A 14,581-nucleotide genomic window follows, 5' to 3' on the forward strand; every position below is an offset into this window, starting at 1 on the left:
CCAGGTGGGTGTCAGCCACCTCGCCCAGGTCGCCGGGGCGCGGGCTCGCGCGGCTCGTCCTCGTGCGGCCAGTCGTCGGCGGGCCCGTCGGCGGCGGGCCAGTTCAGCTCGCCGGACAGGCGCGGTTCGGCGTCCGGCAGTTCGCCGGTCCGGTGGCCGGAATGGTCGTCCGGGGCGTACGGCTCGTCCGGATCCACGTCGGGGTAGTCGTTGTAGACGCGTTCCGGCGCCTCGTCGTAGTGGGTCACCGGGATGTACTGGGTGCGTTCGGCGTCGGAAGGTTCAGGCACGTCGACGCGCTGCGGCACCGCCGCTTCCGCTTCCGCTTCGCGGCGCGGCTTCGGCCGGATCGCGAGCGTGATCAGCCACATCACCAGCGCCCCCAGCAGGAACGCGACGAGCAGCCACAACCAGATCTGCCCGAAGAGCCACAGCATCCCCGTCACCTCTCTTCGACCGTGATCTCGACGCGCCGGTCGCCACCCTCACCCGGCGCCGCGGTCCCCGTGCCGCGCGCCAGCAGCCGGCTGGCCGGCACCCCCGACGCGGTGAGCAGCCGCACCACCGCCCGCGCCCGGCTCTGCGACAGCCGGACCGCCGCCGCGCGCCCGCCCGGGCCTTCGCCGACGTGCCCGGTGATGCGGTAGCGCAAGCTGTTGGGCGCGGCCGCGAGCAGCTTCGCGATGGCCCGCGCGGCCTGCGTGCCCTCGGGCGTGAGCTGGGCGCTGTCGGGTTTGAACGTGATCGGCGCGTCGGCCAGCTGCCCGTCCACCTCGTCCTGCACGCCCGCGCGGTCGGTCGGCGGTGTCGACGACGTCGTGGTCGGCGGCGCGCTGCTGGTCGGCGGCTTCGAAGACGCCGTGGTCGAAGGTGCGGGCGAAGGCGGCACCGGCGCGGGTCCGCCGGACACCCGCGCGGACTCGACGCCCGCCACCCCCTGCACGATCCCCAGCGCGCGCCCGGCCTGCTCCGCGCGGAAGCCCGACAGCGTCGCCTGGCGGCCGGAGAACGTCACGTCGCCGCCCGTGATGCCGGCCGCGGCGAGCGCGGAGCGTGATCGCCCGGCGAGGTCCGTCTCGATCCCGTCGGCGCGCACCAACGTCGCCACGCCCGCGAGCACGGCCGTCACGAGCACCGCGATCGGGATCAGGCGGAGCCACCCGCGTACACCGGACATAAAGGGACCATAGGCCGGTCAAGGCCCGATGGCGACCTGGTCGGGGGCGCCATTCGGGTGGCGCTGGCCCGATCGGACCACCCTCGGTCAGCTCGCGGTGGCGTTGTCCTGGAAGTCACCCAGACCGAGTTCGAAGGCGGCCGAGTCCCCCTGGACGAGCGGGGACAGCTGCGGGCGCTTCGGTGACAGCCCGTCACCCATGGACTCGCCCTTGAGCTGACGGCGGATCCACGGCAGCAGGTGCGCCTTGGTCCACGTGAGATCGGAGCGGCGCGACGTGATCCAGGTGGCCGGTTCGGTGCTCGCGGGGTAGGGCTCGCGCCAGTCCTCGGTCACCGGCACGCCCAGGACCTCGGCGGTCAGCAGCGCGATGCGGCGGTGCGCGTCGGGTGTGAAGTGCAGGCGGTCCTCGCTCCAGGCGCGCCGGTCGTGCAGCGGCTCCATGGTCCAGAGGTCGACCATCTTCGCGCCGTGCCGGGCCGCGATCGCCCACAGGTACGTGTTGTAGATGCCGATCTTGCCGCGCAGCACGCTCATCACCGACAGCGCTTTGGTGTCGGGGCCGTTGAAGATCACGACCGGGATGCCGGCCTCGCGCAGCTTGACGATCCCGGCCTCGAAGCGGGCGGCGATGGCGTCGACGTCGGCGCCGGGCACGATCACGTCGTTGCCGCCGGCGCACAGGGTGACCAGGTCGGGCTTGAGCTCGAGCGCGATCGGCACCTGCTCTTCCATGATCTCGTCGAGCATCTTGCCGCGCAGGGCCAGGTTGGCGTACTGGAAGTCCGGCCGGCCCGCGGCGAGCATCTCGGCGAGGCGGTCGGCCCAGCCCTTGAAAGAGCCGTCCGGCAGCCCGTCGTTGAGGCCTTCGGTGAAACTGTCACCGATCGCCACGTAACTGTCGATTCCGAACACCCTGGGATCCCCTTTCCCCGTCTTGCGCGCCTACCCCGAGTGAAGTTGTACACCACAACTAACAGTCGGACGTCCCCGTATCCTTCCCGTCCGCCACCCCTGGTTCAGCCGGAAGCCACAGTCTCTTACCTTGTCGGCTTCCCCGTCGCTCGTATTACGGGAATTTCACCGTCGAGCGAGGTGACGAACCACTCGGACGAGCATCGAGCGGACACTCTGTGTGGGGTAGCTCTCCCAGTCCGGGACGTTCGCGCAGGTATCGGGCAGGCTGGGAATGTGACGGACGAGACGACGCCCTCGCGCGAGTCGCTCACGCAGATCCTCGGCGGCCGCCGAGGCGCGATCGACGCCAGCATCCCGCCCGCGGCGTTCGTGGTCGGCTGGCTCGCCACCGGGCAATCGATCTCCTGGGGCGCGATCACCGCCATCGCGGTCGCCGTGGTGCTCGGTGCCTACCGGCTGATCCGCGGCGACAAGGCGCGCGCCGTGGTGGTGAGCCTCGCCGCCGTGGTGATCGCGGCGCTCATCGCGCTGCACACCGGCCGCGCCGAGGACTTCTTCCTGCTGCAGCTGCTCTCCAACGCCGCCAGCGCGCTGCTGTTCGCGGCGAGCATCGTGGTGCGCTGGCCGTTGCTGGGTGTGATCGTCGGGCTCCTGATCGGACAGAAGATGCGCTGGCGCCGCGACCCCGCGCTCGTGCGCGCCTACTCGTGGGCGAGCTGGGTGTGGGTGCTGCAGTACCTGGTGCGCGTGGTCGTCTACGGCCTGCTGTGGTGGACGGGGCAAGTGGTCGCACTCGGCGTCGCCCGCACGGTGCTGTCGTGGCCGCTGGTCGCGGCGACCGTCGCGGTGAGCGGCTGGGTGCTCTACAAAGCACTCCCGCCCGATCACCCGGGGCTGCGCCTGGCGCCGGAACCGGGTTCGGAACCGCGTCCGGAAAACGGACCGAGGACATAAGGCGGCCCCCGGCGAGGGGGGAGGGTCCGGGGGCCGATCCCTACGGTACCCGGACCGGAGGGGTTGAGTCGACGGTTTGGACACTTCGAACCCGGTTTTGCCGGGGTTCACGATCGGGAAGGCCGCGCCGCGGACTCCCCCCAAGCGTCCACAGCGGCCAGCCACGCGGCGCCGAGCACGCCGTCGGAGCTGGTCAGCACGTCGAGGCCGGCCAGTTTCGTCCGCACGAGCCGCCCGACGGGACCGGTTGCCGCGAGGACGCTGCCCACGAGCACGACCGGAGTTTTCTCATCCGGGTCGCGCGTGGCGAGGGCCGTTCGGACCAGGTGCTCGGCCGCTCGGGTGACGATGTCCGTCGCCGCCGGCTCCCCGGCGGCCGCCGCGGAGCTCACGAGCGGGGCGAACCGGGCGAGCCGGATGGGCGGTTCGGCGTTGACCCGGGTGATGAGAGCACGCGCGGTATTCAGTCGATTCGCTTCCGTGACAGGCGAATTGGGGAAAGTTCTGTTGCCGCAATCCGCGGGGGCCGGGCTGTGCGCGTCCACAGGGGACGGTTCGAACGCTTCGGCGAGCACGGCGGCCGGCAGCCCGGCGAGGTCCGGCCCGCGGCTGAGCGCATCCAATGTGGAGCGCACCGCCTCGCGCCCGAGCCAGAACGCCGAGCCCTCGTCGCCGAGCAGCCAGCCGTAGCCGCCCGACGTCGCTATCATCCGGCGCCCGCGGATGCGGCCGGCGATCGAGCCGGTGCCGGCCACGAGCACCGTGCCGTCGGGGGCCGGCGTCGCCGACGCGTACGCGACTTCGGCGTCGGCCACCACGCGGACCAGTCCACCCAGCCCGATCCGGTCCCACGCGTCGGCGAACACCGCCGCGACGATCGGGTCGGACAGCTTGCTGACCCCGGCCAGGCCGACCACGGCGGCGAGCACGCCGGTGCGCCCGCCCAGCGCGCGTTCGACGGTGTCGGCGATGCGCGCCGCGGCTTCCGCGGGCGCGTGGGAGTTCGGATTGGCGCCGCCGCCCGTGGCGGCGCCGAGCACGGCGCCGGTGGCGTCGACCGCGAGCGCGCGGGTCGACGTGCCACCGGCGTCGACACCGACGACCAGGCTCACCGGGTCTTGGTCACCTTCAGCAGCCCGCGCGGGCTGTCGGGGTCGCCGCCGCGCGCGAGCGACAAGCCGAGCGCGATGCGCTGGACCGGCAGGATCTCGAGGATCGGCGCGAGCTCTTCGGCCGTCGGCGCCACCGGGATCCGCAGCGCGGCCGGCACGTCGGCCGACGCGGAGCCGACCGCGAGCACGTCGGCGCCGCGCTTGCCGACGGCGTCGAGGACCTCGCGCATCGCCTCGCCGCCGTGGCCCGAGCTCGTCACGGCGAGCACGGCCGTCTCGCGGTCGACGGCCGCGACCGGCCCGTGGAGGAGGTCGGCGCCGCTGTACGCGCGCGCTGCGAGGTAGCTCGTCTCGGCGAGCTTCAGCGAACCCTCGAGCGCGGTCGCGTACGAGTAGCCGCGGCCGGTGGTGAGCACGCGGTCGACGAAGCGGTAGCGGTCCACCGCGCGCTGCACGCCCTCGGCCGCGCCGTCGAGCGTCCGCTGCGCGAGCTCGCCGAGCTCCTGCGCGTCGGCCGCCTTGCCGCCGCGGACGGCGTCGACGAACAGGTACAGCGCCAGCAGCGTCGCGGAGTACGTCTTGGTGGCGGCCACCGCCTTCTCGACGCCGGCGCCGATGTCGACGCCCAGCTCGGCCGCCGCGCGCAGCGGCGAGTCCGGCGTGTTCGTGACCGACACCGTGAGCGCGCCCTGGCGCCGCGCGGCTTCGGTGACCTCGATGAGGTCGGGCGAGCCGCCGCTCTGGCTGACGGTGACGAAGAGCACGTCTCGCAGGTCCGGTCGTGCGCCGTAGAGCGTGGCGGTGGACGGTGACACGAGACCCGCGGGAAGACCCAGGAGTACCTCGATCAGGTACTTCGCATACAACGCAGCGTGGTCACTCGAACCCCGTGCGGCGAGCAAAGCGAAACGGGGCGGCTTTTGTGAAATCTTTTCAGCTACTTCCGCTATTTCGCCCTGCCTCTCGACGAGGCCGGCCAGTACGGCAGGCTGCTCCGAGATTTCCGCGGCCATGTGCTCGCCGGGGCGTTGTTGGGTCATCACTTTCCTCTCCGCCGGGACTGGGAGCCCCGGGTGTGCTGAGCAGCGTGCGTTCAGGTCTAGACCAATGCTAGCCGGGCGGAGTGTTTGTGGTGAAGGGTACGTTTCTTGACGGGGATGTGGCGCGATAGTGAGGGAAAGCTGAGGGAGCCGGTCATGTTGGAGACAACCCCCGCGAGTGAGGCGGGGACCACGGCGGGTGTGCGCGGTCAGCGCGAACCCAAGTACTGGGCGTTGAAACAGCACCTGCTGGATCTGCTCGACGCCATGCCGCCTGGCTCGCCGATCCCGACGGAACGGGCGCTGGCGGGCGAGTTCACCGTCTCGCGCACCACCGTGCGGCAGGCGCTGGCGGACCTGACGGCCGAAGGCCGCTTGCACCGCGTTCAAGGGAAGGGCACGTTCGCGGCCGAGCCGAAGCTCGCGCAGCGGCTGCAGCTCTCCTCGTACACGGAGGACATGCGCAAGCAGGGCCTGAAGCCGTCGTCCAAACTGCTCGAACTCGAGGAATTGCCCGTGGAGGGCGAACTCGCGAAACTGCTCGGGATCCGGCAGGGTGCGAAAATTCTTCGCCTTCGTCGCCTCCGGCTGGCCGATTCCCAGCCGATGGCGCTCGAGACGACGCACCTGCCGCTGGGCCGCTTCCGCGGGCTGCGCAAGCACATTTCGGCGGGCGGGTCGCTCTACGCGGTGCTCCAGGAGCACTACGGCGTGGAACTCGAGCGCGCGGAGGAGACGATCGAGACGTCGCTCGCAGGCCCGGAGGAAGCCGAGATGCTCGGCGCCGACGTGGGCATGCCGGTGATGATGCTGACGCGGCACTCGTTCGGCAAGGACGGCAAGCCGGTCGAGTTCGCGCGCTCGGTGTACCGCGGCGACCGCTACAAGTTCGTCACCACGCTGCTGCCGTGAGACCGCGGCTGTGAGCTGGAACGGGCAGTGCCGGGCGCAGGTGGTTGCGCCCGGCCGTCCGGTTCGCCACCGTGTGCGCATGAGCTTCGAGCGTGCGCGGTGACCGCACGGTGACGACGACAGACAGCGGGATCCGCTGGGGTACGCCCCTGGCGCGCGGGGTGCTCGCGACGACGATCCTCGGATCGGGCATGGCGATGCTCGACGGGACGATCGTCAACGTCGCGCTGCCCCGGATCGGCGAAGAACTGCAGGCGTCGGTGGCCGGCCTGCAGTGGATCCTCGACGGCTACATGCTGGCGCTCGCCGCCCTGATCCTGGTCGCGGGTTCCCTCGGCGACCGCTACGGGCGGCGCCGGGTGTACCTGATCGGCGTGATCTGGTTCGGCCTCGCGTCGGGGCTGTGCGCGATCGCGACCTCGACCACCGAACTCGTCGTGTTCCGGATCATCCAGGGCATCGGCGGCGCGCTGCTCACCCCCGGGTCGCTGGCGATCCTGCAGTCGGCCTTCGCGCACAACGACCGGGCGCGCGCGATCGGCGCGTGGTCCGGACTGGGTGGTCTGGCCGCCGCGGTCGGACCGCTGCTCGGCGGTGTCCTGGTCCAGGTCTGGTCCTGGCGGCTCGCGTTCCTGATCAACCTGCCGCTGGCGCTCGTCGTGGTGCTGATGGCGTTCAAGTTCGTACCCGAGTCGCGTGACGAGACGGCCACCGGGCACCCCGACTTCGCCGCCGCGGCGACGGGGGCGATCGGCCTGGCGGGCCTCACCGGAGCGCTGGTCGAAGCGCCCGTGCGCGGGCTGGCCGATCCGATCGTGCTGATCGCGCTGGTCGCCGGCGTGGCCGGGCTCGGGCTGTTCGTGTGGCAGCAGCACCACTCCCACGAGCCGCTGGTGCCGCCGAGCTTGTTCCGCAGCCGCACGTTCACGCTGTCCAACGCCCTCACCTTCGTGGTCTACGCCGCGCTCGGCGCCGTGATGTGGCTGCTCGTGCTGCAGCTGCAGGTGTCGCTGAACTACCCGCCGACGCTCGCCGGCCTGGCCGGGCTGCCGATCACGATCATCATGCTGCTGCTGTCGGGCCGCTCGGGCGCACTGGCCCAGCGCATCGGGCCGCGCCTGCAGCTCGTGGTCGGACCGATGGTGATCGGCGTCGGCATGCTGCTGCTCATCCGCGTCGAACCGGGCTCGTCGTACCTCGGTTCGGTGTTCCCCGCGGTGGTCGTGTTCGGCCTCGGTCTGGCGTGCACGGTGGCGCCCGTGACGGCGACCGTGCTGGCCGCGGCACCTGACCGATTTGCCGGAGTCGCCTCCGGAGTCAACAACGCGATCGCCCGAACGGGTGGACTTCTTGCGGTCGCGGTGCTCCCCGCGGCGGCCGGACTGACCGGTTCGGCGTACCGCGACCCCGTCGCGCTGACCGCCGGTTGGCGCATGGCGTTGCTCATCTGCGCCGTCCTGGCGATCGCCGGCGGCCTCATCGCGTTGGGGATTCACAACGGCGTGCTCGGCGCGGGTGTGGCCGAGCCCGAGCGGAAACGTGTTGTGGACGAAGAAGCTCCACATCCCGGCGAGTGTTTCCACTGCGGCGTGGAGGGTCCGCCGACTTACGTCCGCCCGGGCCCGGCGCGCGACTGACCTACCCGAGCAGCTCGGCGAGCAGCGCCGGGTCGATGTTGCCGCCGGAGACGACGGACACGGTCTTGCCGCCCGGCAGCTCGTCCGCGTGGTGCAGGTACGCGGCGGTGGCGGTCGCACCACTGGGCTCGGCGACGATCCGCGCGCGGCGGGCCAGCACGCGCACCGTGTCGCGGATCTCGTCTTCGGTCACGGTGACGATCCCGTCGAGCACCTGCTGCAGGTGGGCGAACGTCAGCGCCGACGGCTCGGCGCGCAGGCCGTCGGCGATCGTGCGGGCCCGCTGCTCCATCGGCCACGCGACGCGCCGGCCGGCCCGCAGGCTCTCGGCGGTGTCGCCGGCCAGCTCGGGCTCCACGGCGTAGACCTTCGCCCGCGGGCACAGGGCCTTGATCGCCGTGCCGACGCCGGCCGCGAAGCCGCCGCCGCTCACCGGCACGAGCACGGTGTCGACGTCCGGCAGGTCGGTGGCGATTTCCAGGCCGGCCGTGCCCTGCCCGGCGATCACGTCGGCGTGGTCGAACGGCGGGATGAGCGTGAGCCCGCGCTCGGCCGCGAGCGCCGCGGCGGCCGGCGCCTGGTCCGCGATCGGCACCTCCACGACCTCCGCTCCCCAGCGGCGGGTGGCCTCGACCTTGAGCCGCGGCGCGACGTCGGGCACCACGATCACGGCCGGGATCCCGAAGGCGTTCGCGGAGTAGGCGACCGCCTGCGCGTGGTTACCGCTGGAGTAGGCGACCACACCGCGCGCCCGGGCGGCTTCGTCGAGCGAAGCGATCGCGTTGTAGGCGCCGCGGATCTTGAACGCGCCGATCTGTTGCAGGCTCTCGGGTTTGAGCCACAATTCGCCGTCGGCCCAGGGCTGGCGCAGCAACGGGGTGTGCACGGCGTGGTCCGCCACGCGCTTCGCCGCGGCCTCGATTTCGAAGATCGTCACCAATCGCATGTGGTGAGTATGTCAGGAAAGTGTGAACCGTGGTCCATCCACTGTGGACGGTCGACGTGGCGTCGCTCACGCTCGGGCAACGATGGGAGTTCCCCACGCGCCTCAATCGTTGAGAGGCTCGGGGAATAAACGGGACTGCAGAACGGGATCATGGTCGACGAGCGGGAAAAGACGTCGGAGCAGGGCGAGAAGAAGAGCCCGCGGACGGTGCAGGTGCTGGCCACCGCACTCGCCGCGGTGACGGCCGCGTTGCTGGGATCGACGCTCGGCGTGACCGGCACCGTGGTGGGGGCCGGGGTCGCGAGCGTCATCACCACCGTGGGTGGTGAGCTGTACCTGCGTTCGCTGCAGCGCGGGCGCGAAGCCGCGCTGAAGGCGCGCCAAGCGCTCGTGACGGCGGGACAGCGGCGGGCGAGCCGTCCGGGTTTCGCGCCGGTCGACGACCCCGCCCAGATGCCGACCGTGCTGCTGCCGCTCGACCCGTCGGAGATGCCGACCGTGCGCATCTCGAAGCTCTCGCCGACGGCCGCCGCACAGACCCAGGCGCAGACCCAGCCCGAAGAGCCCGAGTCGTTCGCCGACAAGCTGCGGAAGCTGCGCTGGCCGCTCATCGCCGGCACGAGCGTGCTCGCGACGGCGATCGCCATCGCCGTGATGGTCGGGGTGGAGGCGGTGTCTCACGGTCAGGCGGGCGCCGGGTTCATCTACCACAACAACAAGCCCACTACGACACAGCAGGAGCCGACGAAGGACGACAACCCGCCGGCGACGTCGGAGAACAGCCCGCCGCCGTCGACCGGGGTGTCGCAGGCGCCGCCGCCGAGCAGCTCGTCGTCGAGCACCTCGACGAGCGAGACGCCGACGTCCCAGACCTCCATCAGCGAGACCCCGCCGCCGTCGAGCACGGGCGGCGCGCCGTCGACCACGCAGAGCCAGCCGCGGACCAAGGCGGCGTCGGCGACCCCGACTCCCTAACCGAGCTGGGCCTTGAGCTTCCGCGCGGCTTCGGCCGGGTCGTCGGCGTCGGTGATGGCGCGGACCACGACGATGCGCGACGCGCCCGCGGCCAGCACCTCGGGCAGGCGCTGCTCGTCGATGCCGCCGATCGCGAACCACGGCCGGGCGGTGCCGCTGGCCGCGGTCGCGCGCACCAGGTCGAGACCGGGGGCGTGGCGGCCGGGTTTGGTGGGCGTCGGCCAGCACGGGCCGGTGCAGAAGTAGTCCACGCCGTCCTCGGCGGCCGCCGCTTCGGCCTGCTCGACGGAGTGCGTGGAGCGGCCGATCACCACGTCGTCGCCGAGGATGCGGCGCGCGAGCGGCACCGGGATGTCGTCCTGGCCGAGGTGCAGCACGTCGGCGCCCACGGCGAGGGCGACGTCGGCGCGGTCGTTCACCGAGAGCAGCGCGCCGTGGCGCGCGCAGGCTTCCGCGAGCACTTCCAGCGCCGCGATCTCCTGCGCCGCTTCGAGCGGCGCGCCGCCGGACTTGTCCCGCAGCTGGACGATGTCGACGCCGCCGGACAGCGCGGCGTCGGCGAACTCGGCGAGGTCGCCGCGCGAGGAGCGGGCGTCGGTGCACAGGTACAGCCGCGAACCGGCCAGGCGGGTGCGGATCTGTTCTCCGGTGAGGGCGGGCATGGCGGCGACGTTACCCGCGCGCTACGGTGGGGTGGTCCGCACGGGAGCCCGAGGCACGGGCTGAGAGGGAGCTGCCGCTCCGACCGTGGAACCTGATCCGGGTCATGCCGGCGCAGGGAGCGTGATTTCCATGAGCAAGACCCTCACCGTCGTCGGCGGCGGGGTGATCGGCCTGTCCGCGGCCTGGCGCGCGGCGGCCCGCGGCTACCGCGTGACGGTGGCCGATCCTTCGCCCGGGCGGGGCGGCGCGTCGTGGGTGGCCGGCGGGATGCTGGCCCCGGTCACGGAAGCGTGGCCGGGTGAGGAGCACGTGCTCAGCCTGGGCGAGGAGTCGCTTCGGCGCTGGCCGGCTTTCGCCCGTGACCTCGAGGCCGAGGGTACGGACCCGGGGCTGGCCGGGCACGGCACGATCGTCGTCGCGTTCGACAGCGCCGACGCCGGGCACCTGGACATCCTCGCGGAGTACCTGACGTCGCTGGGCCGTTCCGTCGAGCGGCTCACGGGCCGGGCGGCGCGCAAGCTCGCGCCGGGGCTCGGGGCCGTGCGCAGCGGTCTGCACGTGCCGGGCGACCTGGCCGTGGACAACCGGAAGCTGCTCACCGCGCTGCTGCAGGCGTGCTCGAAACGCGGGGTCGAGTTCTCGTCCGCGCGGGTGTCCCGGCTCGACGACGTGACCGGTCCCGTCGTGCTGGCGGCCGGCGCCTGGACGGGCCGGTTGCACCCGCTGCTGGCCGACGCCGTGCGGCCGTTGAAGGGCGAGATCCTGCGGCTGCGGCCGCGCCGGGGCTGCCTGCCGCCTCCGCCGTACACGGTGCGCGCGATGGTCGAGGGCCGGCCGATCTACCTGGTGCCGCGCGCCGACGGCGAGCTGGTGCTCGGCGCGACGCAGTACGAAGCGGGCTTCGACGTGGCCGTGACCGCGCGGGGCGTGCGTGAGCTGCTGGAAGGCGCCGAACGGATCTTGCCGGGGATCACGGAGTACGAGCTCGTCGAGACGGCCGCGGGCCTGCGCGCCGGCAGTCGTGACGCGTTGCCGTACATCGGCGAGCTCGGCGAAGGCGTGTACGCGGCCACCGGTCACCACCGCAACGGCCTGTTGATGGCTCCCGTGACCGCCGACGCGGTGGTCGCGTGGCTGACCGGCGAGCGGCCGCCGGACGAGATCGGTGCGGCCACGCCCGCCCGGCTGCCCGCTCCGCGTCCGAATTCCGCAGTGGAGGAACGAGTCTGATGGAGATCAAGGTCAACGGGGACTGGCGCGAGTTCCCCGACGGCGCGACGGTGGCGCAGCTGCTCGACGCGCTCGACGTTTCGCCCCAGGGCGTGGCCGTCGCGGTGAACGGCGTGGTCGTGCGGCGGGGCGAGTGGGCGGAGTCGGTGGTGCCGAAAGGTGCGAGCATCGACGTGCTGACCGCTGTTCAGGGAGGCTGACGTGGACGACGCTCTGGTCATCGGCGAGCACGAGCTCTCGTCGAGGCTCATCATCGGAACCGGTGGCGCGGCGAACCTCTCGGTGCTGGAACGCGCGCTGATCGCGTCGGGCACCGAGCTCACGACCGTCGCCATGCGCAAGGCGGACGCCGAGCACGGCACCGGCGTGCTGGGCGTGGTTCGCCGGCTGGGCATCAAGCTGCTGCCGAACACGGCGGGCTGCCGCACGGCCGCCGAAGCCGTGCTGACGGCGGAGATGGCGCGCGAGGCGCTGGAAACGGACCTCGTCAAGCTCGAGGTCCACGCCGACGACCGCACCCTGCTGCCCGACCCGTTCGAGACGCTGGACGCCGCCGAGCGGCTGGCCGCCGACGGGTTCACCGTGCTCGCGTACACGAACGACGACCCCGTCCTCGCGTTGCGGCTCGAGGAGGCCGGCTGCGCGGCCGTCATGCCGCTGGGCGCGCCGATCGGCACGGGCCTCGGCATCCGCAACCCGCACAACATCGAGCTGATCGTCGCGCGCGCCATGGTCCCCGTCATCCTCGACGCGGGCATCGGCACGGCCTCCGACGCGGTGCTCGCGATGGAACTCGGCTGCGACGCCGTGCTGCTGTCCACCGCCGTCACGCGCGCCAAGGACCCCGAACGCATGGCCGCGGCCATGAAGGCGGGCGTCGAGGCGGGCCGCCTGGCCCGCGACGCCGGGCGGGTGCCGCAGCGGTTCTGGGCGCACGCGTCTTCCCCGCCGCGCTGACGCGTTCGGCGCGTGCCGGCTCCTGCGCGTGCTGGGCCGGCCACGCGCGGTCGCCGTCTCCCCGCGAGGATTTCACGCTCGCGGGGTACACACGGGTAAGCCGCCCAGTGCATCTGGGCCGCGTTTCGCGCCCCGGCCGGTGATTTCGTCCGCGCTTGACGCCGACGTAGCACCGCGAGGCCTTATGGTGGACGGCACCTTTCCGGCGCACCAGCGGCGGGCAACAGCAGCAGGAGGAGCCAGCCGTGACACTGTCCTCGGTCCAGGATGTCTCGGGCAGGTTGTACCTGGCCGTCGGACGCCTCTCGCGCTCCTTGCGGCAGGCGGGCGTCCCCGGCCCCGGCCACGGTGCGATCTCCGCCCTCGCCACGCTCGTCCACTTCGGTCAGCTCCGCCTCGGCGACCTGGCCGCCAAGGAGGGCGTCGCCGCCGCGACGATGTCGCGCATCATCGCCACGCTCGTCGAGTCGGGTTACGTCACGCGCGAGTCCGACCCCGTCGACCGCCGCGCCTGGCTCGCCCGCGCGACGGAAGAGGGCGAGCGCCTCGTGTCGGGCGTGCGGTCCACCCGCGTGCAAGAACTGAACCGCCGCCTCGACAAACTGAGCCGCGAAGACCGCGACGCCATCACCGCCGCCCTCCCGGCCCTGGAAGCCCTCATCTCCGACGACAACTAGGGACCCCTCCCGGCTGCCCGGCCTACGACTTCCGCATGGATCTCGGCCCGCTCGTCAGCAGCCACCCGACCGACGACGACCAGCGTCGGGTCGCCGGAATCGCCGTGCTCGCCCTCGCTGTGGTCGCGCTCGGCGCCGGCATCCCCCTCAGCGTCAGCATCTTCAGCCGCCCGTTCGGCCCGGGCGAGACTTCCTCGGAACGTCCCGAAGCGCTGGCCGGTGCGCTGACCGTGGGCGGCGTGGTCCTCCTGGTCGTCGCGGTGCTCAAACTGATCAAGTGGGCCCGTTGCCGCGGTGAGGTCATCGAGGTGCACGAACGAGGACTGCTCCGCGGCGCTGAAGCGATCCCGTGGAGCGCGATCGCGACAGTGCATCCTCAGGGTTCCGAGGTCACCGGCCCGCGCCACGCCCTCGCCTTCGACTTCCGCTGCGTCGTGCGCCTGACCGACGGCCGGCGGTTCACGTTCGCCGGCCACACCGAGAACGCGACTGAACTCGCGAAGGCGATCGAGGCTGCGGTCGCCTAGCGGTCCTCTGGCGCCAGCCGCCAGAAGGCCGACACCGGGCCGACCTTCGCGCCCATCGGGTACGAGTGTTCGACGGCGTGCGAGACGAACCACTTGCCGTAGCGGGCCGCGTCCTCGACGGACATGCCCTTGGCGAGGCCGGCCGTCAGCGCGGACGCCATGGTGTCGCCGGCGCCGTGGGTGTGCGGGGTGTGGAAGCGCGGCCCCGGCAGCTCGATGAACTTCGAGCCGTCGAAGAGGAGGTCCACGCACTCCGGGTCGGCGACGAGGTGGCCGCTCTTGACGAGCACGTACTTCGGCCCGAGGCGGTGCAGCACGACGGCCGCGGCGTGCATGCCGTCGCGGTCGGTCACCGTCAGGCCGGTCAGCAACCGCACCTCGTCGAGGTTCGGGGTGAGCACGGTGGCGCGCGGTAGGAGTTCCTCGCGCAGCGCCACGAGCCCCTCGGCGTCGAACAGCGGGTGCCCGGTCATCGACGCCGCCACGGGGTCGACGACGAACGGCACTTCGCGATCACGCCCGATGCCCGCGTTGTCGCACGCGGCCGCCACGGCGTGGATGATCTCGGCCGAGGCCAGCATGCCCGTTTTCGCCGCGCCCACCCCCATGTCCGACGCGACGGCCTCGATCTGGCCGGCCACGACGTGCGGCGGGATGTCCGCGCGGTCGTGCACCCCCAGGGTGTTCTGGACCGTCACGGCCGTCACGGCGACGAGCCCGTGGACGCCACACGTGAGGAACGCGCGCAGGTCGGCCTGCAGCCCGGCGGCGCCGCCGGAGTCGGAACCGGCGATCGTCAGCGCCGACGGGGGGCTCGGGTTTTCGGTCATGGTCGCTTTCCGACTTCTGGTCTAGT

The 14,581-nt window shown here is 72.3% G+C and carries 17 protein-coding genes and 1 riboswitch; of the genes, 9 read left to right on the plus strand and 8 right to left on the minus strand.

Translation table 11 applies throughout. The features are described 5' to 3' along the window. Positions 1-11: 11 nt before the first annotated feature. The 3 genes from ACIA77_RS14115 to ACIA77_RS14125 all read right to left on the minus strand — a co-directional run bounded on the left by ACIA77_RS14115 (position 12) and on the right by ACIA77_RS14125 (position 2,092). Positions 12-437, minus strand: a complete 426-nt coding sequence (locus ACIA77_RS14115) for a LapA family protein (RefSeq protein WP_395886267.1) — start codon at positions 435-437, stop codon at positions 12-14. A 5-nt stretch (positions 438-442) separates the two neighbouring features. Then, a complete protein-coding gene (locus ACIA77_RS14120) occupies positions 443-1,177 on the minus strand; it encodes an OmpA family protein (RefSeq protein ID WP_395886268.1) in 735 nt (244 codons plus the stop codon). Between the two features lie 87 nt (positions 1,178-1,264). Then, positions 1,265-2,092 carry an SGNH/GDSL hydrolase family protein gene (locus ACIA77_RS14125; RefSeq protein ID WP_395886269.1) on the minus strand — a complete coding sequence of 276 codons (828 nt, stop codon included), beginning with the start codon at positions 2,090-2,092 and terminating at the stop codon, positions 1,265-1,267. Positions 2,093-2,368: 276 nt separating this feature from the next. Here ACIA77_RS14125 and ACIA77_RS14130 point away from each other — a divergent pair, with 276 nt between their 5' ends. Continuing rightward, positions 2,369-3,049: a DUF3159 domain-containing protein gene (locus ACIA77_RS14130; protein ID WP_395886270.1), complete on the plus strand. Its 681-nt coding sequence runs from the start codon at positions 2,369-2,371 to the stop codon at positions 3,047-3,049. Between the two features lie 107 nt (positions 3,050-3,156). On the opposite strand, the gene ACIA77_RS14135 is transcribed toward ACIA77_RS14130, so the two are convergent. Both ACIA77_RS14135 and ACIA77_RS14140 read right to left on the minus strand, forming a co-directional pair. Further along, entirely contained in the window at positions 3,157-4,161 is a 1,005-nt protein-coding gene (locus tag ACIA77_RS14135; protein WP_395886271.1) for an N-acetylglucosamine kinase, read from the minus strand. Continuing rightward, the gene (locus tag ACIA77_RS14140) at positions 4,158-5,201 is read right to left on the minus strand and encodes an SIS domain-containing protein (RefSeq protein ID WP_395886272.1); all 1,044 of its coding nucleotides are present in this window, start codon (positions 5,199-5,201) and stop codon (positions 4,158-4,160) included. The genes ACIA77_RS14135 and ACIA77_RS14140 overlap by 4 nt, the downstream gene beginning before the upstream one ends. A 156-nt stretch (positions 5,202-5,357) precedes the next feature. On the opposite strand from ACIA77_RS14140, the gene ACIA77_RS14145 reads away from it, so the two are divergent. Next, positions 5,358-6,113 carry a GntR family transcriptional regulator gene (locus ACIA77_RS14145; RefSeq protein ID WP_395886273.1) on the plus strand — a complete coding sequence of 252 codons (756 nt, stop codon included), beginning with the start codon at positions 5,358-5,360 and terminating at the stop codon, positions 6,111-6,113. 110 nt (positions 6,114-6,223) lie between these two features. After that, positions 6,224-7,750 (plus strand): MFS transporter, encoded by a 1,527-nt coding sequence (locus ACIA77_RS14150; RefSeq protein WP_395886274.1) that lies wholly within the window; start codon positions 6,224-6,226, stop codon positions 7,748-7,750. Between the two features lies 1 nt (position 7,751). On the opposite strand, the gene ACIA77_RS14155 is transcribed toward ACIA77_RS14150, so the two are convergent. Continuing rightward, entirely contained in the window at positions 7,752-8,696 is a 945-nt protein-coding gene (locus ACIA77_RS14155; protein ID WP_395886275.1) for a threonine/serine dehydratase, read from the minus strand. 150 nt (positions 8,697-8,846) lie between these two features. Between ACIA77_RS14155 and ACIA77_RS14160 the strand changes: the two genes are divergently transcribed. Further along, a complete protein-coding gene (locus tag ACIA77_RS14160; RefSeq protein ID WP_395886276.1) occupies positions 8,847-9,671 on the plus strand; it encodes a hypothetical protein in 825 nt (274 codons plus the stop codon). Here the strand turns inward: ACIA77_RS14160 and thiE are convergent. Further along, positions 9,668-10,333: a thiamine phosphate synthase gene (gene thiE / locus ACIA77_RS14165; RefSeq protein WP_395886277.1), complete on the minus strand. Its 666-nt coding sequence runs from the start codon at positions 10,331-10,333 to the stop codon at positions 9,668-9,670. The genes ACIA77_RS14160 and thiE overlap by 4 nt on opposite strands. 30 nt (positions 10,334-10,363) lie before the next feature. Continuing rightward, positions 10,364-10,469, plus strand: a riboswitch (TPP riboswitch). On the opposite strand from thiE, the gene thiO reads away from it, so the two are divergent. The 5 genes from thiO (at position 10,464) to ACIA77_RS14190 (ending at position 13,725) form a co-directional block, all read left to right on the plus strand. Continuing rightward, a complete protein-coding gene (thiO, locus tag ACIA77_RS14170) occupies positions 10,464-11,564 on the plus strand; it encodes a glycine oxidase ThiO (protein ID WP_395886278.1) in 1,101 nt (366 codons plus the stop codon). (Overlaps the previous riboswitch by 6 nt.) Continuing rightward, on the plus strand, positions 11,564-11,764 hold the full coding sequence (gene thiS / locus ACIA77_RS14175) for a sulfur carrier protein ThiS (protein ID WP_395886279.1): 201 nt from the start codon (positions 11,564-11,566) through the stop codon (positions 11,762-11,764). Before thiO ends, thiS begins: the two co-directional genes overlap by 1 nt. A gap of 1 nt (position 11,765) precedes the next feature. Further along, entirely contained in the window at positions 11,766-12,521 is a 756-nt protein-coding gene (locus ACIA77_RS14180) for a thiazole synthase (protein WP_395886280.1), read from the plus strand. A 245-nt stretch (positions 12,522-12,766) separates the two neighbouring features. Continuing rightward, a complete protein-coding gene (locus tag ACIA77_RS14185) occupies positions 12,767-13,198 on the plus strand; it encodes a MarR family winged helix-turn-helix transcriptional regulator (RefSeq protein WP_204093011.1) in 432 nt (143 codons plus the stop codon). 35 nt (positions 13,199-13,233) lie between these two features. Beyond that, positions 13,234-13,725, plus strand: coding sequence for a hypothetical protein (locus ACIA77_RS14190; RefSeq protein ID WP_395886281.1), 492 nt, complete (start codon positions 13,234-13,236; stop codon positions 13,723-13,725). Here ACIA77_RS14190 and thiD read toward each other — a convergent pair. Beyond that, a complete protein-coding gene (thiD, locus tag ACIA77_RS14195) occupies positions 13,722-14,555 on the minus strand; it encodes a bifunctional hydroxymethylpyrimidine kinase/phosphomethylpyrimidine kinase (protein ID WP_395886282.1) in 834 nt (277 codons plus the stop codon). The two genes, ACIA77_RS14190 and thiD, sit on opposite strands and share 4 nt — an antisense overlap. Positions 14,556-14,581 lie beyond the last annotated feature (26 nt).

Source organism: Amycolatopsis sp. NPDC051903 (genome assembly GCF_044452505.1).
Taxonomy (GTDB): domain Bacteria; phylum Actinomycetota; class Actinomycetes; order Mycobacteriales; family Pseudonocardiaceae; genus Amycolatopsis.

Coding starts and splice junctions, on each gene's coding strand:
- thiD (WP_395886282.1), bottom strand. CDS start 14,555: ATGACCGAAAACCCGAGCCCCCCGTCGGCGCTGACGATCGCCGGTTCC.
- thiE (WP_395886277.1), bottom strand. CDS start 10,333: ATGCCCGCCCTCACCGGAGAACAGATCCGCACCCGCCTGGCCGGTTCG.
- ACIA77_RS14145 (WP_395886273.1), top strand. CDS start 5,358: ATGTTGGAGACAACCCCCGCGAGTGAGGCGGGGACCACGGCGGGTGTG.
- ACIA77_RS14140 (WP_395886272.1), bottom strand. CDS start 5,201: ATGACCCAACAACGCCCCGGCGAGCACATGGCCGCGGAAATCTCGGAG.
- thiS (WP_395886279.1), top strand. CDS start 11,564: ATGGAGATCAAGGTCAACGGGGACTGGCGCGAGTTCCCCGACGGCGCG.
- ACIA77_RS14160 (WP_395886276.1), top strand. CDS start 8,847: ATGGTCGACGAGCGGGAAAAGACGTCGGAGCAGGGCGAGAAGAAGAGC.
- thiO (WP_395886278.1), top strand. CDS start 10,464: ATGAGCAAGACCCTCACCGTCGTCGGCGGCGGGGTGATCGGCCTGTCC.
- ACIA77_RS14155 (WP_395886275.1), bottom strand. CDS start 8,696: ATGCGATTGGTGACGATCTTCGAAATCGAGGCCGCGGCGAAGCGCGTG.
- ACIA77_RS14115 (WP_395886267.1), bottom strand. CDS start 437: ATGCTGTGGCTCTTCGGGCAGATCTGGTTGTGGCTGCTCGTCGCGTTC.
- ACIA77_RS14120 (WP_395886268.1), bottom strand. CDS start 1,177: ATGTCCGGTGTACGCGGGTGGCTCCGCCTGATCCCGATCGCGGTGCTC.
- ACIA77_RS14190 (WP_395886281.1), top strand. CDS start 13,234: ATGGATCTCGGCCCGCTCGTCAGCAGCCACCCGACCGACGACGACCAG.